Below are 22,876 nucleotides of genomic sequence, written 5' to 3' on the forward strand. Positions count from 1 at the left end.
TTGCGTACCACGATTCAGCTAGAGAACCATTATGGATGCACAACTGTATAAAGAATTTAAAATAGTAGAAAAAGCCTTTTGGTCAGAAATTTGTGAAAATAATATTCGTATTGGTGATCATACTCACTGCTTTATGACACCAATGGATGCTGCCATTTTTAACTTTATTTATTTGCGCCAAGGCGCAACAGAAAGTTCATTCCAGCAAGCCAGTACCCTTTTCACTTCGCAGAAAAAAAATCATATTTTGGTATTACCAGAGTCATTATTGCCTGAATTTGAAGAAATAATAAAAAATGCAGGTTATACCGGTGATGGCATGACAACCGCAATGTATTTAACATTGTCTGACGCGGTATTCCCATCTTACAGAAATAATCCTTGCGATATTATTTTAACCAATCACAACCTTGAACAGTGGGCGCATCCATTAAAAACGGCGTTTCCTGTGGGAGATGATAGTGATGATACGATTGTTAATGAATATATTCGTTATCACCAAAAAGCATTAGATAATGGCGCAGCTATTTTCCATTACGCGTTATTAGTTGATGGTCAGCCAGTCTCTTCATTAACGTTAACAATACACGATAAATTAGCGCGTTTTGATGATATTGGGACAGATATTGCCTATCAAGGTAATGGTTATGCAACACATTTGATTAAGCATGTTTTAGAGTTTTGCCGTGAACAAGGCGTTGAACGTTGCTTCTTAGATGCCTCAGCAGATGGTTTAGCGTTATACCGTAAGTTTGGTTTTAAATCGCTCTTTAACTACCTCAGTTTTATTAAAGAATAAAAGCAGTTTTATGAATAGGCTCAATCATGTTTGTAGAGCCTATTTTTTAAATATTAATAAAGACTAAGTCTTTTTTCAGCGTTTTGTTTATCTTTATCGCTAATTTGTCTTATCACACGACAAGGATTTCCAACAGCAACGCAATTAGCCGGAATAGATTTTGTTACTACACTGCCCGCACCTATAACGCAATTATCACCAATAGTCACACCAGGTAAAATAATACACCCCGCACCTAACCATACCGAATTACCGATAGTAATCGGTAATGCATATTCGAATTCACTGTTACGTATTTCAGGATCAATCGGATGAGTTGCAGTTAAAATGCTGACATTTGGCGCACACATCACATTGTGTCCAATTTTCACAGGGGCGCAATCTAAGATAGTTAAATTAAAATTAGCGTAAAATGCTTCACCAATTTCAATTAACTGACCATAGTCACAATGAAATGGCGGCTCTATAGTAAAATTATTGCCTGTTTTTCCTAAAAGCTGTTTTAAATATGTCTTTCTCTTTTCAACGTCAGAAGGACGCGTCATATTAAAATCATAAATAATTTCACGCGCTTTTACTCTAAGTGGCTCTAAACTATCATCTTTATTGGCATGATAAAGATGACCTGATACCATTTTTTCGTATTCTGTCATTGTGATGCTCCGAATTTTAAATAAAACAGTTTAGATAAACGTCAATATTAATTTCCTTATTCTAGCGTTAATTAACTTAAATTAGCGGTGTTTTTTAAGTCCATTAAGTGCGGCTTGATGAAATTGATCATTTAAATTAGCGGTTAAGCTTTGTGAAATAGCGGTCATTTCAGCTCCTGCTAAAGTGGGTGAACCCGTACCGAAAGGCGGGCGAGGATCATATTCAATCGCTAATTCAACTAATTGAGCAAAAGGTGTGCCTAGTAATTGTTCCAATACTAATAATGAAGCGTCGAATGAACCAGTTGCAGGTCCTGAAGTATAAATATTACCATCGATAACAACATCGCTTCCTTCTACTGCTATGGCTCCCATATCAGGTAACATCGGAACGACATTTGAATTACTGGTCGCTCTTTTACCTTTTAATAATCCAGCAGCACCCAAAACCAAAGAACCATAACATGTACCAATAATAAAACGCGCTTTATTACCCATTTTTGCGAAGAATGCCAATGTCTCTTCATCTTCAACAATCTCTGGTGGCACCATTCCAACTGCTAATACATCAAGATCTTCTGGGCACTCATCAAAAGTCATGGTTGGCATTGTCGGCCAGCCAATATAGCCTTCAACTAACTCTTTCTTTTTCCATATAAAATAGATTTCTGCACTTGCAATAGTAAATACCGATTGAGTGCCATTAATATCCATCGGCATAAAACCGGGGCAAACAAAAATACCGACTTTGAGCGGTTTAGATTGTTGTTTACGCCCTTCTTCAACAAGCTTAATAATTGAAGGCATATTCTTTCCATACAGCATTTCATTACGGATCATTTTATTTTCCTATTTTGTACTAGTTAGTAAAATAATGACATTTGTTTTATACTGAGTAAATACATTTATTACTAAATGGTACAAAATGAAAAAGAAAGGTCGTCCTCGCCGTTACGATAGTGATGCTGCACTTGAAAAAATAATGGCATTATTTTGGCGCAAAGGATTTACAGCAACATCAATGGATGACTTAGTCATTGAAACACAAATGAATAAGCCTAGCCTTTATGCCGCATTTGGTAATAAAGCGGCCTTGTATGAGAAAGCAATTGAACGCTTTAATCATATTGCTTCTACACGTTATCGCCATGAACTTGAGAAACAATCACTTCAAGACAACGTGACAGAAAGAATAAAGCGCTATTTGATTTCAGCTATCCATTTTTATACTGATAGCGAAGGTTTAGCTGGCTGTATGGTACTTTCAACCGCAGTGAGTGAAGTTGAAGATCCGGCAATAAAAACAATGCTAAATCAGGTTATTAACGCACAAACTCAGCAAGTTGAAGATGCCTTGCAAGAAGCGTTAGAAGCGGGAGAATTAAAAGAAGGAACGGATATTCACGCTATTGCGTTGGGTGTGGTTGCTCTTTTACATTCAATCTCATTAAGGGCAAGAGCCGGGGCCACAGTCAATGAATTACTGCCATTTGCTGGTATTTCGCAGACTTTACTCATGCCTTATCTATCAGATTTAAAGTAAAGGCTGTTAATACAGCCATTTTATTAAGAATAAATGCCATTAAATAGCAGTGAGCCACCCGCAAAAATCAGCATAGCATCTAATAGCCATTGAAAAAGTTTTGGTGTCAGTTTTAATACCAGTTTTTTACCAAGATAATTTCCTACGGTTAAACCACAACCGACTAACACCCCGCTAATAAAGATAAAGCTATTAACTGCACCCAGTTGGCTAAATGTTAGGGCTTTGGTGAGATAAATAACAAATGAGGCAGCCGCTTCAGTCGCAAGTAATGGCCCTAATGTCAGACCATATGCAGAAAATATGGGGATAGTTAATGGCCCAGTGGAAAACACAACTCCCGTTAAATAGCCGATAACAGCACCGGCAATAATAACTTGGGACGTTTTCATTTTGATTTGATGTTTGCGTATTAAGTGGATCACGGGGATCATCAAGATAAAAAACATTCCCATACCAATATTTAGCCATTTTTCAGACATTATCCATAATGTATTCGCACCAAGAATAACGGCTGGAATACCGGGTAATAGATAATAAAATAGTGGTTTAAAGCGAATGCTGTGACGCCATAAATAAATACGCGATAAATTTCCCATCACTGAAGCTAATGCCATAATAGGTACGGCTTCCTTAGCACCGAACACATAGGTCAACGCGGGAATTAGTAAAATAGAAGAGCCAGTTCCTACAACGCCACTAATTACACCAGACAATACTGCCAATAAAATAACTGCGATAAAACTCATTATCATCCTTTAAGTTCAATAAGTTAAAGACGCTGTATCATACCCGCCTTCTTTATTTTTACCTGTGATAAAATGTCACGGTATTGTGAGTTTTAATCAGAAAGCCGCTTTATTTATGATAAATAAACTTTGATGAGACAATTATGATGAGAAACCTTCCTCCATTACCTTCATTGCGTGCTTTCTTAGTCGCTTGCCATAGCCAAAGTTATACCGAAGCCGCACAGACATTATGTGTCACTCATGGTGCTATCAGTCGTCATATCCAAGTTATAGAAAAATGGTTTGGTGTCACCTTATTTAATAAACAAGGTCTACGCCGCGTCCCTACGCCTTATGCATTGACGTTAGCGCAAGAGTTAAGTGACGTTTTTGATAAATTAAATGATATTGGTTTTCGTTATGGCAATGGTGGGAAAAACGATATTTTAAATATTAGTGTGCCTACAACACTTTGTTTAAAATGGCTTATTCCGCGAATGGAGGATTTTTATCTTCAATATCCTAATGCAAATATCCAAATTGCGTCTGCAAATAGCGAGCGATTTCACTTGATTAGTCATGATGATCTGATTATTCGCCCTCAACTTCAGCAACAAGAGTATTCATCTGTTGTTTTTTTAGAGGATGAACATTGTTTAATTGCTTCTGAAAAATTCTTAAAACGTTACAGCGTCACTAGTTTTGAAGATGTTTTTGACTGCCCTGTTATTGATACGCTTACTCGCCCAGGGCATTGGCAGCAATGGTTAATGGCGACTCATCTTAATACTCAGCGTTCATTTTCACGTCACTATCGCTTTGATCACTTTCATATTTCTCTTCAAGCCATTATTGAAGGATTAGGTCTCGGTATTGGCCCTGTTTCGATTTTATCGAATGAAATAAATAGCGGTACTTTAAAAGTGTTATTTCCGAATATTCAAATTGCGCCGATAAGCTACTACGCTTTAACGCCATTGGGTGTTCAAAAAACTAAAACACATCTTGATTTTGAACAATGGCTCACCCAACAAAAAAGTTAATTCCTCTAATGAAATAAGTGTTTTTTTTTCATAAAAATAGCAATTATTTTTCTATTAACTACACTTTTTAAGACTAATTTCTAGCTATTTTATTAAAAATATCTAATGGTAACCTTCTTTTTATGAATAGGTAAAAACGCTAATTGTGTTGTTTTTATAATTCGCGATCTTTCTCTACCCCTGTCAATAAATTTATTTAAATTCAATATATTAAAATCAAAAAGTAAGTATATTAACTTATGTAAATTATTTTGATTTTAAATATTCTGTTATAAACACTTATTGTTTAACTTAAATTAACGTTCTATGCTGACATTTATATATAAAATTTATTAATTTATTTTGCTGGCAACTAAGGACGATAAGATGTCTGTAGCTGTGACAAAAAAAGCAATAGAAAAGCTAATCAATGGGTATGAGTCTGATCCTTTTGCACTTCTTGGTATGCATGAAACATCGGCAGGTTTAGAGGTTCGTGCTTTTTTACCAGATGCAATTGCAGTCAGTGTCATTGATAGAAAAAATGGACGAAAAGTAGCAACACTAGAGCGTAAACATCCTAGTGGTTTTTTCTGTGGCGCTATCCCCCGACGTAAACGTCGTTTTGGTTACTGTTTAGATGTAACGTGGGAAAATGCGCAAGGTATCGTTGATGATCCCTATCAATTTGGCATTTTATTGCAAGAAATGGATATTTGGTTTTTAGCGCAAGGGCATCATTCTCGCCCTTACCAATGTTTAGGCGCACACCCTGCAAAACTGGGTGATATCTATGGTATTACTTTTGCTGTATGGGCGCCCAATGCAAAAAGTGTAAGCGTTGTAGGTGATTTCTCATTCTGGGATGAGCGACGTTTTCCAATGCGATTACGCCGTGAAAGTGGAATATGGGAGCTATTCCTTCCACAAGCTTCTCTAGGTGATTGTTATAAATATTCTATTCTTGATGCGAATGGTGAACGTCGATTAAAAGCCGATCCTTATGCTTTTGAAACACAAATACGCCCTGAAACTGCTTCAGTTATCAATATATTACCACCAATTAACCCCATGCCATTATCGCGCCAGCAAGCGAATCAACGTAATGCACCTATATCTATTTATGAAGCTCATTTAGGTTCATGGCGTAGACATACTGACGATCAAAGCTGGTTAAGCTATCGCGAATTGGCTGAACAGTTAATTCCATATGTTAAAGAAATGGGTTTTACTCATATTGAGTTGCTCCCTATTAATGAACATCCTTTTGATGGCTCATGGGGATATCAACCGTTAGGGTTATATTCACCCACTCGTCGCTTTGGTTCCCCGATGGATTTTCGTGACTTTATTGAAGCGGCACATCAAGCAGAAATTAACGTTATTTTAGATTGGGTTCCCGGTCATTTTCCTGAAGATGATTACGGTTTACGTAATTTTGATGGCACATCACTCTATGAATATGCGGATAGACGTGAAGGTTTTCATCCCGATTGGAATACTTTGATTTATAACTATGGGCGTAATGAAGTGCTGAATTACCTTTCCGGTAATTTATTGTATTGGCATGAGCATTTTGCGCTAGATGGTTTTCGTTTCGATGCAGTTGCCTCAATGCTTTATCGTGATTACAGCAGAAAAGAAGGCGAATGGGTTCCCAATAAACACGGTGGACGTGAGAATTTAGAAGCCATTGATTTTATTCGCCATACTAACAAATTACTGGGAACAACTTGCCCTGGTACTATCACAATTGCAGAAGAATCTACTGATTTTCCGGGTGTTACCTTACCGCCTGATGATGGTGGCTTAGGTTTTAATTACAAATGGAATATGGGTTGGATGCATGACACGTTAGCTTATATGCAACGTGATCCTATCTACCGTAAATTTCACCACAATCAAATGACTTTTGGCATGCTCTATGCCTATAACGAAAACTTTGTCCTGCCCCTTTCTCACGATGAATTTGTGCATGGTAAAGGTTCGTTGATTGGTCGCATGGTGGGTGATAATTGGCAAAAATTTGCCAATTTACGTGCATATCTCGGCTTTATGTGGGCTTATCCCGGCAAAAAACTGCTATTTATGGGATGTGAGTTTGCACAATGGCGTGAATGGAACCACGACAGTAGCTTAGATTGGCATCTTCTTGAAGAGCCAAATAGCCCGCATCAAGGCGTTCAACACTTTGTACGTGATTTGAATCTTTCCTATCAAGCTAATGCTCCGCTTTATGAATGTGATTTTGAACGCGAAGGCTTTGAATGGCTTACCGTTGATGATCACGATAACTCTGTCTTTGCTTTTTGCCGTAAAGATGCGCAAGGCAATGAAATTATTATTATCAGTAATTTCACGCCTGTTGTTCATCACAATTACGTTGTCGGTGTAAATAAAGCCGGTGCTTATCAGGAAATTCTCAACAGCGATTCTGAATTTTATAACGGCAGTAATGTAGGAAATTTAGGTGAAATAACAACAACCGCAAGTACATTTAATGGCAAGCCTTATTCTTTGTCGTTGTCATTGCCTCCGCTTGCGACGCTGTATTTAAGATTGAAGGATTAATATGTCTTTAGATTATGGTCGCCCTTTTCCTATGGGCAGTCATTATGATGGCTATGGAGTAAACTTTACACTCTTTAGTGAAAATGCCACTAAAGTCATTCTTTGCCTGTTTGATAAAGCAGGTAAAGAGATCCGCTACCCGTTACCGGGTAAAACAGGCGCAATTTGGCATGGGTATTTGCCCGGTGCAGGGCCTGGCTTACATTATGGTTATCGTGTAGAAGGTGAATGGAACCCAGAGCAAGGATTGTTCTATCAACCTCAGCAACTATTATTAGATCCTTATGCAAAACAGGTGACAGGTATTATTGATAATACATTACCTTATACCTCCCCTGTTTTTAATGCATTAGAGCATGATGATAGTGCGATTACACCTAAAGCCGTTATTACAGATGATAGCGGTTGTTTTTGCCATTCTTATAAAGAAAAAGGCACTTATCAGCGTTTAAATACGCCGTGGTCAGAAACCATTATTTACGAAGGGCACGTAAAAGGGCTGACAAAACTGCATCCTGAAATACCCGAAAAATTGCAGGGTACTTATGCCGCATTAGGGCATCCTGCTTTTATTTCACATCTGAAAAAATTAGGTATTACGGCATTAGAGTTATTACCTGTCCAATATCATTTAACAGAGCCACATCTTCATAAAATCGGTTTAAAAAACTATTGGGGTTATAACGTATTAGCGCCTTTTGCTTTATCGACTCAATATTATTCTAATTCAGGTCGGAATATTATTGATGAATTTCGAGAAGCCGTAAGATGCCTACATAAAGCTAATATTGAAGTGATTTTAGATGTGGTCTTTAACCATACCGCAGAATTAAGTGATCAATTCGATGGTTATATTGTTTCGCAACGCGGTATTGATAACCAAAGCTATTATTGGCTAAACGACGAAAATAAAGCTCAAAATTGGACGGGTTGTGGTAATACGCTCAATTTAAGTCGCCCTGAAACAGTACAGTGGGTTATGGATTGCCTGCGTTATTGGGTGACAGAATTTCATATTGATGGTTTTCGTTTTGATTTAGCGACAAGTCTTGGTCGAGTTCCTTATTTTGACACTCAATCACCACTACTGACAGCGATACGCCAAGATCCGCTACTTTCCCGTATCAAACTTATTGCAGAGCCGTGGGACTTAGGCTCTGATGGTTATCAAGTCGGCAATTTCCCTGTTCCATTTACAGAATGGAATGATGGTTATCGCGATGTTATTCGTCGTTTTTGGCTATGGCGTGATGTGGCCATTGCAACATTTGCAGACCATATTACTGGCTCTGCAAAGCTGTATCGCAAAAACGGCAGACCTCCCTATTCTAGCGTCAATATGATAACTAGCCATGACGGCTTTACACTACGGGATTTAGTGAGTTATCAAAATAAACATAACGAGGAGAATGGAGAATCAAACCTAGATGGACATAACACCAATTACAGTGTGAATTTTGGTGAAGAAGGTTTGATAGTTAACGAAAAAATAAGTCAATACAGATTGCTTGCAACAAGGAACATGCTAGCAACTTTACTGCTTTCTAGAGGAACACCTCATTTACTCGCCGGTGATGAAGTGGGTAATACGCAATATGGTAATAACAACGCTTATTGTCAGGATAATAAAGTCAGTTGGATCAAATGGTTTCAACAGCCTTACAACTTAACTGATTACATTCGCCACCTTATTGAATTACGTCACCAAATTACACCTTTAAGTTCGCTTAAATGGTGGGAAGAAGATAGCCAAAATATCATTTGGTTAAATCAAAATGCTCAACCTATGAGTAATGAAGAATGGCAACAACTTCCCCCTTCACCATTACAACTTCTTTTAGCGCAACAATGGATCTTAATGTTTAACCCATTAAGAAACAGCACTGTTTTTTCTTTACCTGAAGGGGCTTGGTCTTGCTTGCTTGATACAGCTATCTGGCCGGACTGTCACCCAACACAATCTCAGCATTGTGAAGTACAACCTAACAGTATCACCCTTTGGCGAAATAGCGTTTTTTATACTCAGTCTTCTACTGAAAAATTACCCATTATTTCCTCCCAAGTTAAGTAATTTGATTGGAGTGCTATAACTATGATGACAACAGAACAAGGCCAAAAATTAATGTTGGCACAACAACTTCCTAAAGAGGCAATTGCACTCGTATTAGCGGGAGGTCGTGGCACACGCTTAAAAGCATTGACTTCAAAACGTGCAAAACCGGCGGTTTTCTTTGGTGGGAAATTTCGAATTATCGACTTTACGCTATCAAACTGTCTTAACTCAGGGATCCGTCGTATTGGTGTAATCACCCAATATCAGTCGCACTCTTTAGTTCAACATATTCAGCGGGGTTGGTCATTCTTCAACGAAGATATGAATGAATTTGTTGATTTATTACCGGCTCAGCAACGCCGTAATACCGAACATTGGTATATGGGCACAGCGGATGCTATCTATCAAAACCTCGATATTCTTCGTAGCTACAAAGCAAAATATGTCGTGATTTTAGCTGGCGACCATATTTATAAAATGAATTATGCACGTTTATTGCTTGATCACGTTGAAAACAAATCAAAATTTACCGTGGCTTGTATTCGTGTTCCTAAAGAAGATGCATTCCAATTTGGTATTATGGATATCGATGAAAATCGTAAAGTGCTCAATTTCTTAGAAAAACCATCAAACCCGCCTTGTATTCCTGATGATCCTGAGCACGCATTAGCAAGTATGGGTATTTATGTGGTTGATAGAGATTATCTTTTTGATTTATTAGAAGAAGATAGCCGTGATCCAAATTCACATCATGATTTTGGCCAAGATATCATTCCTAAAATCACCGAACGCGGTGATGTTCTTGCTCACCCATTTGAACTCTCTTGTGTCAGTTCCGATCCTTCAGTACCACCTTACTGGCGCGATGTAGGAACCATTGAAGCATATTGGTCTGCTAACCTCGATTTAGCCTCTGTAACACCAGAACTTGATATGTATGCGAAAGATTGGCCAATCCGCACCTTTATGACACCTTTGCCGCCAGCCAAATTTGTTCAAGATAATCATGGTGAACATGGACAAATGATGAACTCATTGATTGCTGATGGTTGTATTATCAATGGTTCAACGCTCTATTCATCTATCCTATTCCCATTAGTTCGCGTTGAATCTTTCTGCCATATTGAAGACTCTGTGATTTTACCTGATGTAACGGTGAGCCATCATTGCTACTTAAAACGCTGTATTATTGAACGTAGCTGTACTATTCCTGAAGGTACTGTCATTGGGATGAATGCAGAAGAAGATGCTGCACGTTTCCACCGCACTGAAGAAGGTATCGTGCTTGTAACAAGAGAAATGCTTGAGCAATTAGCACGTAAAGAAAATCCAACTGAAACAACGGCGGAACAAAAGCCTCAAAATGAGGAGACATTTTCGTGAATGTTCTTCACTGTTGTTCTGAATTATTCCCCCTGCTAAAAACAGGGGGATTAGCTGATGTTATGGGATCTTTGCCTTTAGCTCAGAAAAAAATAGGTTTAGATGCGCGGGTTGTTATTCCCGCGTTTCCTGCTATCAAAGATAATATTCCCGATCTCAAATTAGTGACTAATATCGATACATTTGCAGGTCATGTTTCGCTACTTTACGGACAATACCAAGGTGTTGATATTTATCTTATTGATGCACCTCACCTTTATCAACGTACAGGTAGCCCTTATCACGATCAACATCAACATCCTTATGGTGATAATGTTTTTCGTTTTGCCCTATTAGGTTGGGTGGCAAGCGAGCTATCAGCGGGATTAGATCCTTTATGGCGGGCTGATATTGTTCACGCTCATGATTGGCACGCAGGGCTGGCTTGTGCTTATCTCGCGGTTAAACATTACAGCGCAAAATCTGTTTTTACTGTTCATAATCTGGCTTATAAAGGTGAATTTTCACCCTACCATCTGCATCAACTTGAATTACCTGATAACAGTTTTTCAATTAATGGGCTGGAATATTACGGACAAATTTCATTCCTAAAAGCGGGTCTCTTTTATGCTAACCACATTACGACAGTCAGCCCCACTTATGCCAAAGAGATAACCACTCACGAGTTTGGTTACGGTTTAGAGGGATTATTACGCCAACGTGCTGATGAACAGCGATTAAGTGGCATCTTAAATGGTATTGATGAGGCAGTTTGGGCGCCAGCAACAGATAGCTTAATTACACGTCGTTATGATGTTAAAAACCTGAATAAGCGTTTAGAAAACAAAACGGCATTACAGAAAAAATGTGGTTTACCTGTCAATAATAATGCCCCTCTTTTTGCAGCGGTAAGTCGTTTAACTTCGCAAAAAGGGTTGGATTTAGTTATTGAAACGCTCCCAGATATCGTTGAACAAGGTGGTCAGTTTGTTTTATTAGGTACTGGCGATAGCCACCTTGAAGCGGCATTTTTACATACACAACAACAGTATCCGCAAAATGTGGCTGTGAATATTGGCTATGACGAAAGTTTTTCACACCAAGTTGTCGCTGGTGCTGATGTGATTATGGTGCCGAGTCGTTTTGAACCTTGTGGGTTAACTCAGTTATATGGTTTGAAATATGGCGCACTACCTTTAGTAAGGCACACCGGTGGATTAGCCGATACGGTTAATGATTGTTCATTAGAAAATTTAGCGCATCATCAAGCTACGGGGTTTGTGTTCTATGAAGCGACTCCTGATTCTCTGCGCCAAGCGATAAATCGAGCCTTTACCTTATGGAGTATGCCTAAACAGTGGCAACAAGTTCAAACTGATGGCATGAATCAAACTATTTTTAGTTGGGAAACCGCTGCAAAAACGTATGCGACACTGTATCAAAATTTATAGACATGAAGTCTATTTGAACTCATGGATAACAAAAAGAGATTTATAATGAAAAATTTATGTGAATTTGATTATCTATCACCCGATAAGGATATTGAATCATTAAAGCGTTCCATTGTTTATAAACTTATGTTTATCGTGGGTACGTCGCCAAAATATGCAACACCAACAGATTGGTTAAATGCAACTTCTTACGCTATTAGAGACCGCTTAGTCGAGCGTTGGTTAAAATCAACCAAAGCGGAGCTTTCACCGAAAGTAAAACAAGTTTATTACATTTCGATGGAGTTTCTTATGGGGCGTTTTTTAACCAACGCCATGCTCTCTTTAGGTGTTTATCACGAAGTCAAAGAGGCGTTAAAAGAGCTAGGTCTTGATCTTGAAAAGCAAATTGAACTAGAGCCAGATCCGGGTTTAGGTAATGGGGGGTTAGGTCGTTTGGCGGCTTGCTTCCTTGATTCTTGTGCCACATTAGGTTATCCCGTTACAGGTTATGGTATTCGTTATGAATACGGAATGTTCCGCCAACAAATTCAAAATGGCGAACAACATGAAGTTGCGGATAACTGGCTTGAAAAAGGTAATCCTTGGGAATTTCCTCGCCATGATCTGCAATTTGAAGTGGATTTTGGCGGACGTTTACAACAAGAAGGTGAGAAAAATTATTGGGTTGATACCTTTAATGTTATGGCTCAACCTTATGACTCTATTGTTCCGGGTTATAACACACAAGCAACAGATACCATTCGTTTATGGTCAGCCAAATCAAATGTGGCATTTAACTTAGGTAAATTTAATAAAGGTGAATATTTAGAGGCAACAGAAGCAAAAGATCGCTCTGAAAATATCTCTCGTATTCTCTACCCTGATGATTCAACAACGTCAGGCAAAATGTTGCGTTTACAGCAAGAGTATTTCTTAGTGAGTGCTTCTGTTCAAGATATTTTGCAACGTCATTATCATCTGCATCAACGCTTTGATAATCTAAAAGATTTTATTGCAATTCATCTTAATGATACTCACCCTGTTCTTGCTATTCCTGAGTTAATGCGCCAGTTAATTGATAAGCATGGATTTAGCTGGGATGAGGCATGGGAACAAACGATTCATATATTTTCATACACCAACCATACATTAATGGGTGAGGCATTAGAAACTTGGCCTGTTGATATGTTAGGTCGTTCTCTTCCTCGCCATTTACAAATCATTTTCCAAATCAATGATAAATTCTTGAAACAAGTTAGAGCGCAATTCCCGAACGATAACGACTTATTACGTCGTGTTTCAATTATCGATGAAGAGAATGGTCGTAATGTTCGTATGGCATGGCTAGCAGTTATTATTAGTCATCAGGTTAATGGTGTTTCTGAACTTCATAGTCAATTAATGGTGCAATCTTTATTTGCTGATTTTGCGATGATCTACCCTAAGAAATTCTGCAATATTACCAATGGGATCACACCGCGTCGTTGGTTGGCATTAGCAAACCCTTCTCTCTCTAAAGTTATTGATAGCCATATTGGTACAAATTGGCGAACTAATTTAGAACAATTGGGTGAATTAATGTCATTGGTAAAAGATAAAAATTTCTTGTACCAACTAAAAGATTCAAAACATATCAATAAACAAAATCTTGCTCAGCTCATTAAGGAAGATTTAAATATTGATATTAATCCTAATGCACTGTTTGATGTGCAAATCAAACGTATTCACGAATATAAACGTCAACTTCTCAATGTGTTAGGCATTATCACTCGTTATAATCGTATTTTAGAAAATCCAGAGAAAAACTGGGTACCTCGCGTCTTTATTTTTGGTGGTAAGGCAGCATCAGCCTATTATAATGCGAAGAAAATTATCAATCTTATCAATGATATTGCCTGTAAGATTAATAGTGACGAGCGTATTAAAGATAAACTAAAAGTGATTTTTATTCCTAATTACGGCGTAAGTTTAGCGCAACATATTATCCCTGCGGCAGATTTATCTGAGCAAATATCATTAGCAGGAACAGAAGCTTCTGGCACAGGAAATATGAAGTTTGCTCTAAATGGTGCATTAACCATCGGTACACTTGATGGTGCTAATATTGAAATTGGTGAACATGTCGGTTTCGATAATATGTTTATCTTTGGTCACAATGCACAAGAAGTGGCGGAATTAAGACAGCGTTATTCCCCTCGTCGTTATTACGATGAAGATGTTGAGTTACATACTGCGCTTAATCAAATTGCTAATGGTTTCTTTAATCCAACTGATCCTGATAAGTACAAATCTATTTTCGATAGCTTAATTGAGTTTGGCGATCATTATCAGGTATTAGCCGATTACCGTAGTTATGTTGATACTCAAGATAGTGTTGATGTTCTCTATCAAGATGAAGATGCTTGGTTGAAAAAATCGGCGTTAAATATCTGCCAGATGGGTTATTTTTCTGCGGATCGTGCGGTAACAGAATATATGCAACGAATTTGGAAAGCTTCTGCGATTACATTATAAAAACGAAGCTAAATTTCTAAGGACAGAACAGTAACCGCGCTTAATCGCGCGGTTTTTGCTTTTATCGTTCAGGGCTGAGTCACATTAGATTTTAATACGATAAGCGCAACGTCTGGCACCTTCTAAGATATATTCAACACGTTGTAGTTCTACCCCAAGTGTTTCAGAAAATAGCTCTTTTTCCGTATTACAAAAACCTTGGCACACTTTTGCTGCTGCACAAATTGGACAATGATCTTCAATAAAAAGATATTCGTTATCTTTTACTTGCTTCCAGTGTGCCATATAGCCTTCTTGGCTACGTAGTGTGGCTAAAATATCTAAGCGTTCTGTGAGTTCATCCGCATCTTTTATTGCTTGTGTGTAGCGCTCATAGCTTTGTTTCTTTCGTGCTAAAACAATTTTTTCGATAGCACTTTCACCCAATTCTTCACGTATAGTCAGTAAAATTTGCGCAGTTAATTCAGCATGAGTATCTGGAAATTGTTTCTGCCCTAATTCGGTTAAATGCCAATATTGAATAGGTCTTCCAACACCTTTTGGTTCAGTTATCGCCTCAACAAATCCTGCATTAGCCAGTTTTACAAATTGTTGTCTTGCTGCTTCACCACTTGTACCAAGACGTTGTCCAATTTCACTTGCTTGCATAGGTCCATGTTTTTTAATTAAAAATAGAATTTTATCGCCAACAGTTCGTTGAGCAGGATAATTATATTCCAAGTTTTTTCTTGACATATTAAGCGTCTCAGTATCTATTTATCCAAGTTTTATCTTGGTAATTTAACGAAGCTATGTCGTAATAGCAATGAAAGAAGGATATTTTTTCTCATGCACCCAAATAATAATAGCCAATGGCGTGATCTCTTTTCAGGGCGGAATGGTGCAATCTCTTTTGCCCTCTCTTTTGGTGTCGTGATCCACGCGATTAATATTTTAATGGCAACGACTATTTTGCCTTCTGTTGTAACAGATATTGGCGGAATGGGATTATATGCATGGAATACCACGTTATTTGTAGCAGCTTCAATTATTGGCTCCGTATTGTCTGCTCGCTTACTCAATTTATTAGGTGCTAAAGGTGCGTATTTAGCTGGTACAGTATTATTTTTTATTGGTAGTTTGTTGTGTGCAATTGCACCTAAAATGGAAGTGATGCTTATTGGCCGATTTGTTCAAGGTCTTGGTGGGGGGCTTTTATTTGCGCTTTCTTATGCCATGGTGAATATCGTTTACGATCAAGCATTATGGCCAAGAGCAATGGCATTAATTTCAGGAATGTGGGGTGTTGCTACCTTAATTGGCCCTGCTATTGGTGGGATTTTTGCTCAATTAGATGCTTGGCGTTATGCCTTTGGTATTATGTTACCTATCATGCTTTTTTATGGTATTTATCTGTGGTTTATTTTACCCAAAAATAGCAGTGACGCGCCAAAATCAACCTCACAAAGCCTGCCTTATCTTCAACTGATCATTTTAACAGTCGCTGTTTTGCTGATTTCATCGGGTAGCCTTTCGTCCTCACTTACCATTAATTTGCTTAGTATTGTGGCTGTATTTGGTTTAATTGGTGTACTTATTTTCTGCGAAAAACGTTTTACCGTTCGGCTATTACCCACCAATACATTTAAAGGGCTATCTTTACACGCACTTTTGTATTTAACTATTTCGCTATTGGCCATCGGTATGACTTGTGAGATCTTTGTCCCTTATTATCTACAAAGTTTACATATGCAAACGCCTTTAGCTTCTGGCTATATGAGTGCATTAATGGCATTAGGCTGGACAGTTGCTGAAGTCATTAGTGCAAGTTGGCAAGGTGCTAAAATGCGTTTTAGTATTTTAAGTGGCCCTATTATTGTTTTTATCGGTTTAGTCGTATTGGCTTTTGTTATTCCTAATCCACTGTTGCAATCAGGAAACGCAATGAGTCTTTTTATTATTTTATTTGCTTTGTTCTTAGTGGGCTATGGTATTGGTTTTGGTTGGCCTCACCTATTAACACGTATATTGCAAGCCGCTTCCACACAAGATAAAGATATTGCGGGTGCCTCAATTACTACCGTACAACTGTTTGCAACCGCACTAGGTTCTGCACTTGCAGGTATGATAGTTAATTTAAATGGTTTTAATAGTGGTTCTCCTGAAGGGCTTTCTTCTTCTGCATCTGCCCTCTTCTTATTTTTAGCATTAGCGCCATTAATAGCGATTTATACCGCGTGGAAAATAACACGTTGTTCTTATTAAATCTTATATTTAATATCATATAAAAAACAAAAAGAGGTGATATATTTTCACCTCTTTTTTATTAGATCCATTGGTTTTATTTATGAAAGATTTTATTCTTTATTCTGTCAAAATTTCTTTTATTTAACACACCTAAAAATGAATTAGCGCATCCTTTTCTTTATCCTAGATTTACACTCGCTTTTAGCAAAAAATAAACTATTGATCTAAAGTTAGACATTATGTATAAATGAATGTACATTTTATCTAACTTAAGTGAAATAGGAAAATACAATGACCTCACATCTTATCCAACAAAATATTGAAGCACTCTCTTCACCTGGTGGGCATTACTCTCATGTCGTTACTGCAAATAATATGTCGTTTGTTTCTGGGTTATTGCCATTAGATAAACAAGGTAAACCTTTAGCAGACAAACCCGTTGAAGTCCAAATCACACAAGTACTTGAAAATTTAACTGCTTGTCTTCTCGGAATTAATGCAAAGAAAACCGATATTGCTCAAGTTAAAGTCTATGTGACAGATATTAATGAATGGCCTATCGTTAATGAGTTATATGCAAAATGGATTGGCGAGCATAGACCAGCAAGATTAGTGGCGGGTGTAAAAGAGCTACATTTTGGGAGTAAAATTGAAATTGAAGCCGTTGTTATTAAGGAATAATCTTATGAATAAGTTACTTGCTCCTACTTATAAAGATGTTGCTGACGCTCATCAACGTATTCTGCCATATCTTAATAAAACACCGGTTTTAACCTCTCGCACTATTAATGAGCTAACAGGAGCGCAATTTTATTTTAAATGTGAAAACTTTCAGCGAATGGGCGCATTTAAATTTCGTGGTGCGATGAATGCGTTATCTCAATTTACCGCAGAACAACGTAAAAAGGGTGTCGTGACTTTCTCATCAGGCAATCATGCGCAAGCTATAGCTTTATCGGCAAAGCTATTAGGTATTCCTGCAACTATTATCATGCCTGAAGATGCACCAAAGGCAAAAATGGAAGCCACAAAAGGCTATGGTGGTCGCGTGATCAGCTATAACCGTTATACAGAAGATCGTGAAGAAATTGGGCAACAACTTGCACAAAAAGAAGGTCTAACATTAATTCCACCTTACGATCATCCTCATATTATTGCCGGGCAAGGTACTGCCGCAAAAGAGTTGTTTGATGAAGTTGGTGCATTAGATATGCTATTTGTTCCATTAGGTGGTGGTGGATTACTTTCCGGCTCTTTATTATCAACCAAAGCCCTCTCACCACATTGTAAAATATTTGGCGTAGAGCCTTTAGCCGGAAATGACGGGCAACAATCATTACGCAAAGGCGAAATCATTCATATTGATACACCGAAAACAATTGCAGACGGCGCACAAACTCAGCACTTAGGCAATTATACTTTTGATATTATTCGTAACAATGTGAACGATATTTTAACGGCGACAGATGAAGAATTAATTTTGGCTATGCAGTTTTATGCTCAGCGAATGAAAATAATTGTAGAGCCAACGGGCTGTTTAAGTTTAGCGGCTGCTCGTCAATTTGGTGATAAATTAAAAGGTAAGAAAATAGGTATTATTATCAGCGGTGGTAATGTTGATATCACGCAATATGGCCACTTTTTAGCACAATAAACCATGACATCTTATGCATTGTCTAATATGAACATGCTCTAATATGAAAAAAAGCAGTATAGAAAAACCTATACTGCTTAAAAGGATCAACATACAGCCAATCAACTAAAATAACGGGGACATTTGTTTAACCACTTATTAGTTAAGTGAAAAAGTAATACCTGCTTCTTTACATAATTGAGTTAGATTTTCTTTTAATTGTTGATTTTCTTCAGGCAATAAATCAAGTTGCGGCAAACGCATATGTCCGCCTTCTAAACCACGCATGGTTAATGCCGATTTAAATATTGCCATATTCGCGCCAGACTTAAGTGCATCACTAAATTTCACACAAAATTGTTGCCAGTATTTTGCTTCTTGGTAATGACCTGCGATATAAGCTTTATACATATTCACAAATGGCTCAGGGAATACACAAGCACAACCTGAAACCGTACCGTCACAGCCTGCATCTAATAAGCCTAGGAATAATTTATCGTAACCGTGAAGGACTGAAAAACCCTCTTCAACCGCAAGATAACTTAATGTTGTATTGTTATCAGCAAAACTGTATTTAATACCAATTACATTTTTACACTGTTGTTGTACTTTGGCCGCTAATTCAGGCTTGATATTATTTGCAGCACATTGTGGAATGTTATACAGATAAACAGGGAAATTATCCGGCACACTATTTGCCACGGTTACAAAATAGTTTTCTAATTCTCTGTCTGTCGCACCAAAAAATTGTGGTGTCACCACACCAATACCATCGGCACCAATTTCAACGGCATGTTTGGCTAATTCAATGGTTTCAGTTAATGTCATTGCACCAACATGAATAAAGACCGGTAAACGCTTATTCGCTGTTTCAACAACGGTTTTAGCAACATTTTTACGCTCTGATGCAGATAAACGCAACATCTCACCCGTTGTACCACAAGGATAAAGGCAATCAACGCCTTTGGTTACGAGCATTTCAGTTAATTCAGATAACGCTTTAATATCTACTTGATCGTGCGAATTAAACGGAGTAACCATTGCCACTGTAACGCCAAATAATTTTTTCATATAAAGACCTTTATTAAATCAGATTGCTTCAACAATAACTTTAATTGCCAACATACCCGGATCATCTAAACCAATAGATTTTTCTGGGAACATACGAGCGCGACCTAATAAATTAGGTTTTTGGCGAAATTCATTAAGCGTACTATCGACGCTTTGTAAGGCTGCTGCTTTTAGATTATCGATAGCTAAAGTTGGTTTTAGCGCTTCAGATAAATGGTAAAGAATATCGAGTACGGATTTTTGCCCTAATTCCCCTTTTCCTCTCGCCATCATGCTTTGGTATGCAATAGTTAATAGCGGTGAAATGTCAGAAGGCGAGATTTCTTGAAGTTGATTCTCTTTGCAGTATTTTGCCATTGCCATAAAAGCCGTAGCTTGCAATGTACCAAAAGAAGAAGCACAGGCTTTTTGTAATGATTTACTGCATTGAAAAAGTACTTTGCTGAGATCATCAGACCAATCTTGTGAATCGTCCGCAATTTGTCGCCAGCCTTTTTGCATCGTGATCCCGAGATCCCCATCACCTAGACGACTATCTGCTTCACACAGCATTGATTGAGATTGCTCACAAGCGATAGCGATACGGCTCACCGCTTGTTTGAGCATATCAAGTGTAATATTCATAGCTATACCCTCCAGAATGCACAATGAGCGGGTGCATTCATCAAGGCTTCTAGCTCTTCATCTAATTTACACAATGTTAAACTTGCCCCAGTCATTTCCATGGATGTGGCATAACGACCGACTAATGGATGTACAATTGTTGCACCTGTTTTATCAATCAGTTGTGCTATTTTGTTGTACAGAATATAAAGCTCTTCTAATGGCGTTGCGCCTAAAGAGTTAACTAATACAGAGACTTTATCACCTATTTTTAATGATAATTCTGCCTGTAAGCGATCAAACATCTCTTGTGCAATATCATCTGCGCTGCGTAATTTATCACGCCAAATTCCCGGTTCACCGTGAATACCCATCCCCATTTCCATTTCATCTTCACCGATTTCAAAAGTAGGATGTCCTACTGCGGGTAAGGTGCAAGATGTCAACGCACAACCAATGGTTCGGGTATTTTCCATGGTTTTTTGAGCAATACGCGTAACTTCATCAAGTGTTGCTCCTTCTTCAGCTTTGGCACCCGCCATTTTAAAACCATAGATCATCCCAGCAACACCACGACGTTTGTGTGCTTCTTCTGGTTTTGCTGAAGCCACATCATCAGCGGCTAAAACGGTTGTACAACGAATATCATCTTCAAAATCGACCGTTTCGGTCGCCATATCAAAATTCATGATATCGCCACCATAATTGCCATACAGTAACAACACACCTAAGCCATTGTTGGCTTCACGAATGGCATCTGCCATTAAATCTGCTGAAGGTGAAGCAAAAACATCGCCTACGGCAGCCGCATCTAATAAGCCCTCACCCACATATCCTGTAAATACAGGTAAGTGACCCGATCCACCTCCCGTTACAATACCCACTTTGGTCTTATTTACTTTTTTCGAACGAGCAATCAATCTTGGCTGTGGTTGACGATAAATATCACTATGAGCAAGGCATAAACCCGCTAATGTTTCATCGACATAGTTTTCTGGCTTATTTAATATTTTTTTCATGTGATCACCCGATATTTTATTTATCTGCTGATTTCTGACATCTTAAATAAACTTATTTTATTTAAGATGAGTTTTCCCTGATACTTAAAAAGTATCTTTCTATAAATAGATGTTTAGTAATAAATATTTAGTATTAGATAGATTATTTATTTAGATTTAAATGCACCTCTAATTTGCATAACTACAATAAGTAGAAATACACTGGCTAATACCATCGAAATAGGTCTGTTAACGAAATTAATTAAGTCACCATCAGATTTCATTAAAGATGAGATTAAATTCTTTTCTAACATTGGACCTAATATCATGCCCAGAATAATGGGTGATATTGGGAATTTTCGTTCTTGAAGGAAATAACCGATAACTCCCATTACTAACATAACAACAATAGAAGACATCGTATTAGTGATTGCGTAAGAGCCGACGAGACTAAATAAGATAATTGCTGGATAAATAATCGCATTATCAATAGCAACGATCTTCTTCAATAAATTGACAACAATAAAAGCAATCGGTAATAAAATTAGATTCGCGATAAAGAAGATAATAAAGACAGCATACAATTTATCAGGGTTGAATAAAAACAGTGTTGGCCCTGGTTGCATATCTTTCATATACAATACACCGATAATAATTGCAGCGGCAGAATCGCCCGGAATACCAAATACTAGCGATGGGATCCAACTTCCGGCTAAACTTGCATTATTACTTGCTGATGCATCAACAATACCTTCTTCAGAACCATGCCCATATTTTTCTGGTGTTTTAGAGAGTTTCTTTGAAACAGCATAAGAGATCCATGCCGCAATATCGGCACCCGCGCCGGGTAACGCACCAATTAATGTGCCTATTATTCCGCTACGGAAAATACCGCCTTTACGCTGGCGAACAACACCGCCTATTCCTTTAAAAATATTGTAAGAGTTATTTTCAGCATTCATTTCACTTAGCGTGATTTGCTTTTCTTTCCAACGCTCAACGTAATATTTAATTGCACCAGAAATTGCAAATAATCCGATCATTGCTGGAATAAAACTTACACCTTGCATTAAAGAGACTTCACCGAAAGTAAAGCGTGCTTGCCCTGTAAATTCATCATAGCCAATGGTGGCTAATGCAATACCAAAGAACAGTGCTAATAAGCTTTTTCTAATATGTGAACCTGAAACAATCGTTGCACAGCTAAGCCCTATTAAAGACAGCCACATATATTCATAAGAGCTAAACTTTAAAGCAAACTCAGCCAAAATTGGCGCGGTTGACGCTAATATGATCGTGCCAATAACGCCACCAATCACAGAGCTTGTTAACGACATACCTAATACGCGGTTAGTTTTACCTTCTTTTACTAAGCTGTGTGCATCATTGGTATAAGCTGCCGATGCAGGCGTGCCCGGAATATTCAATAAAGCACCAGGAATATCACCCGCAAATATAGAAGATGCACCGACAGAAATCATTAAGGCTAATGCAGGAATAGGATCAAGAAAAAAAGTAAATGGCACCATTAATGCAATAGCCATTGTTGATGTTAATCCGGGAATGGCACCAACGAATAAGCCAAATAAACAAGCACCAATAACGACAAGTATTGTTGTGTAATCAATATAAGCAAGTGCGCTAATTAATATATCCATACTGTT

19 protein-coding genes are annotated in these 22,876 nt (G+C 37.9%); 11 read left to right on the forward strand and 8 right to left on the reverse strand.

All coding sequences use genetic code 11. From position 1 onward, the window contains the following. The first annotated feature begins 31 nt into the window (after positions 1-31). Positions 32-799: a GNAT family N-acetyltransferase gene (locus QQS39_RS09295; RefSeq protein ID WP_151435150.1), complete on the forward strand. Its 768-nt coding sequence runs from the start codon at positions 32-34 to the stop codon at positions 797-799. A gap of 53 nt (positions 800-852) precedes the next feature. Here the strand turns inward: QQS39_RS09295 and QQS39_RS09300 are convergent, their stop codons facing one another. Together QQS39_RS09300 and QQS39_RS09305 are read right to left on the reverse strand one after the other, a co-directional pair. Further along, positions 853-1,452: a sugar O-acetyltransferase gene (locus QQS39_RS09300; protein WP_285805831.1), complete on the reverse strand. Its 600-nt coding sequence runs from the start codon at positions 1,450-1,452 to the stop codon at positions 853-855. A gap of 81 nt (positions 1,453-1,533) precedes the next feature. Beyond that, the gene (locus QQS39_RS09305; protein ID WP_285805832.1) at positions 1,534-2,292 is read right to left on the reverse strand and encodes a DJ-1/PfpI family protein; all 759 of its coding nucleotides are present in this window, start codon (positions 2,290-2,292) and stop codon (positions 1,534-1,536) included. A gap of 85 nt (positions 2,293-2,377) precedes the next feature. On the opposite strand from QQS39_RS09305, the gene QQS39_RS09310 reads away from it, so the two are divergent. Then, entirely contained in the window at positions 2,378-2,995 is a 618-nt protein-coding gene (locus tag QQS39_RS09310) for a TetR/AcrR family transcriptional regulator (protein ID WP_285805833.1), read from the forward strand. A gap of 23 nt (positions 2,996-3,018) precedes the next feature. Here the strand turns inward: QQS39_RS09310 and QQS39_RS09315 are convergent, their stop codons facing one another. Then, positions 3,019-3,744: a sulfite exporter TauE/SafE family protein gene (locus tag QQS39_RS09315; protein ID WP_322618353.1), complete on the reverse strand. Its 726-nt coding sequence runs from the start codon at positions 3,742-3,744 to the stop codon at positions 3,019-3,021. Positions 3,745-3,887: 143 nt separating this feature from the next. On the opposite strand from QQS39_RS09315, the gene QQS39_RS09320 reads away from it, so the two are divergent. The 6 genes from QQS39_RS09320 (at position 3,888) to glgP (ending at position 14,681) form a co-directional block, all read left to right on the forward strand. Then, on the forward strand, positions 3,888-4,769 hold the full coding sequence (locus QQS39_RS09320) for a LysR substrate-binding domain-containing protein (protein WP_285805834.1): 882 nt from the start codon (positions 3,888-3,890) through the stop codon (positions 4,767-4,769). A 366-nt stretch (positions 4,770-5,135) separates the two neighbouring features. Beyond that, complete coding sequence (gene glgB / locus QQS39_RS09325) at positions 5,136-7,319, forward strand: 1,4-alpha-glucan branching protein GlgB (protein WP_285805835.1); 2,184 nt, start codon at positions 5,136-5,138, stop codon at positions 7,317-7,319. A 1-nt stretch (position 7,320) separates the two neighbouring features. Further along, on the forward strand, positions 7,321-9,390 hold the full coding sequence (gene glgX, locus QQS39_RS09330; protein ID WP_285805836.1) for a glycogen debranching protein GlgX: 2,070 nt from the start codon (positions 7,321-7,323) through the stop codon (positions 9,388-9,390). A gap of 21 nt (positions 9,391-9,411) precedes the next feature. After that, complete coding sequence (gene glgC / locus QQS39_RS09335) at positions 9,412-10,755, forward strand: glucose-1-phosphate adenylyltransferase (RefSeq protein WP_285805837.1); 1,344 nt, start codon at positions 9,412-9,414, stop codon at positions 10,753-10,755. Then, positions 10,752-12,185, forward strand: coding sequence for a glycogen synthase GlgA (gene glgA / locus QQS39_RS09340; RefSeq protein ID WP_285805838.1), 1,434 nt, complete (start codon positions 10,752-10,754; stop codon positions 12,183-12,185). Before glgC ends, glgA begins: the two co-directional genes overlap by 4 nt. A gap of 45 nt (positions 12,186-12,230) precedes the next feature. Then, a complete protein-coding gene (glgP, locus tag QQS39_RS09345; protein WP_285805839.1) occupies positions 12,231-14,681 on the forward strand; it encodes a glycogen/starch/alpha-glucan family phosphorylase in 2,451 nt (816 codons plus the stop codon). A gap of 84 nt (positions 14,682-14,765) precedes the next feature. Here the strand turns inward: glgP and QQS39_RS09350 are convergent, their stop codons facing one another. Further along, a complete protein-coding gene (locus tag QQS39_RS09350; RefSeq protein WP_285805840.1) occupies positions 14,766-15,416 on the reverse strand; it encodes a helix-turn-helix transcriptional regulator in 651 nt (216 codons plus the stop codon). A 93-nt stretch (positions 15,417-15,509) separates the two neighbouring features. On the opposite strand from QQS39_RS09350, the gene QQS39_RS09355 reads away from it, so the two are divergent. The 3 genes from QQS39_RS09355 (at position 15,510) to QQS39_RS09365 (ending at position 18,561) form a co-directional block, all read left to right on the forward strand. Next, positions 15,510-16,925 (forward strand): MFS transporter, encoded by a 1,416-nt coding sequence (locus QQS39_RS09355; protein WP_285805841.1) that lies wholly within the window; start codon positions 15,510-15,512, stop codon positions 16,923-16,925. A gap of 273 nt (positions 16,926-17,198) precedes the next feature. Further along, the gene (locus QQS39_RS09360) at positions 17,199-17,588 is read left to right on the forward strand and encodes a RidA family protein (protein WP_151435163.1); all 390 of its coding nucleotides are present in this window, start codon (positions 17,199-17,201) and stop codon (positions 17,586-17,588) included. Positions 17,589-17,592: 4 nt separating this feature from the next. Next, the gene (locus QQS39_RS09365; protein WP_285805842.1) at positions 17,593-18,561 is read left to right on the forward strand and encodes a threo-3-hydroxy-L-aspartate ammonia-lyase; all 969 of its coding nucleotides are present in this window, start codon (positions 17,593-17,595) and stop codon (positions 18,559-18,561) included. Between the two features lie 138 nt (positions 18,562-18,699). Here QQS39_RS09365 and QQS39_RS09370 read toward each other — a convergent pair whose 3' ends face one another. The 4 genes from QQS39_RS09370 to QQS39_RS09385 form a co-directional block, all read right to left on the reverse strand. Then, positions 18,700-19,611 (reverse strand): dihydrodipicolinate synthase family protein, encoded by a 912-nt coding sequence (locus QQS39_RS09370; protein ID WP_285805843.1) that lies wholly within the window; start codon positions 19,609-19,611, stop codon positions 18,700-18,702. Between the two features lie 18 nt (positions 19,612-19,629). Further along, positions 19,630-20,235 carry a dihydroxyacetone kinase subunit L gene (locus QQS39_RS09375; RefSeq protein WP_285805844.1) on the reverse strand — a complete coding sequence of 202 codons (606 nt, stop codon included), beginning with the start codon at positions 20,233-20,235 and terminating at the stop codon, positions 19,630-19,632. Positions 20,236-20,237: 2 nt separating this feature from the next. Continuing rightward, the gene (locus QQS39_RS09380) at positions 20,238-21,233 is read right to left on the reverse strand and encodes a dihydroxyacetone kinase subunit DhaK (RefSeq protein ID WP_151435166.1); all 996 of its coding nucleotides are present in this window, start codon (positions 21,231-21,233) and stop codon (positions 20,238-20,240) included. 146 nt (positions 21,234-21,379) lie between these two features. Then, complete coding sequence (locus tag QQS39_RS09385) at positions 21,380-22,870, reverse strand: tripartite tricarboxylate transporter permease (RefSeq protein WP_285805845.1); 1,491 nt, start codon at positions 22,868-22,870, stop codon at positions 21,380-21,382. Between the last annotated feature and the right edge of the window lie 6 nt (positions 22,871-22,876).

The organism is Proteus appendicitidis (genome assembly GCF_030271835.1).
GTDB lineage: Bacteria > Pseudomonadota > Gammaproteobacteria > Enterobacterales > Enterobacteriaceae > Proteus > Proteus appendicitidis.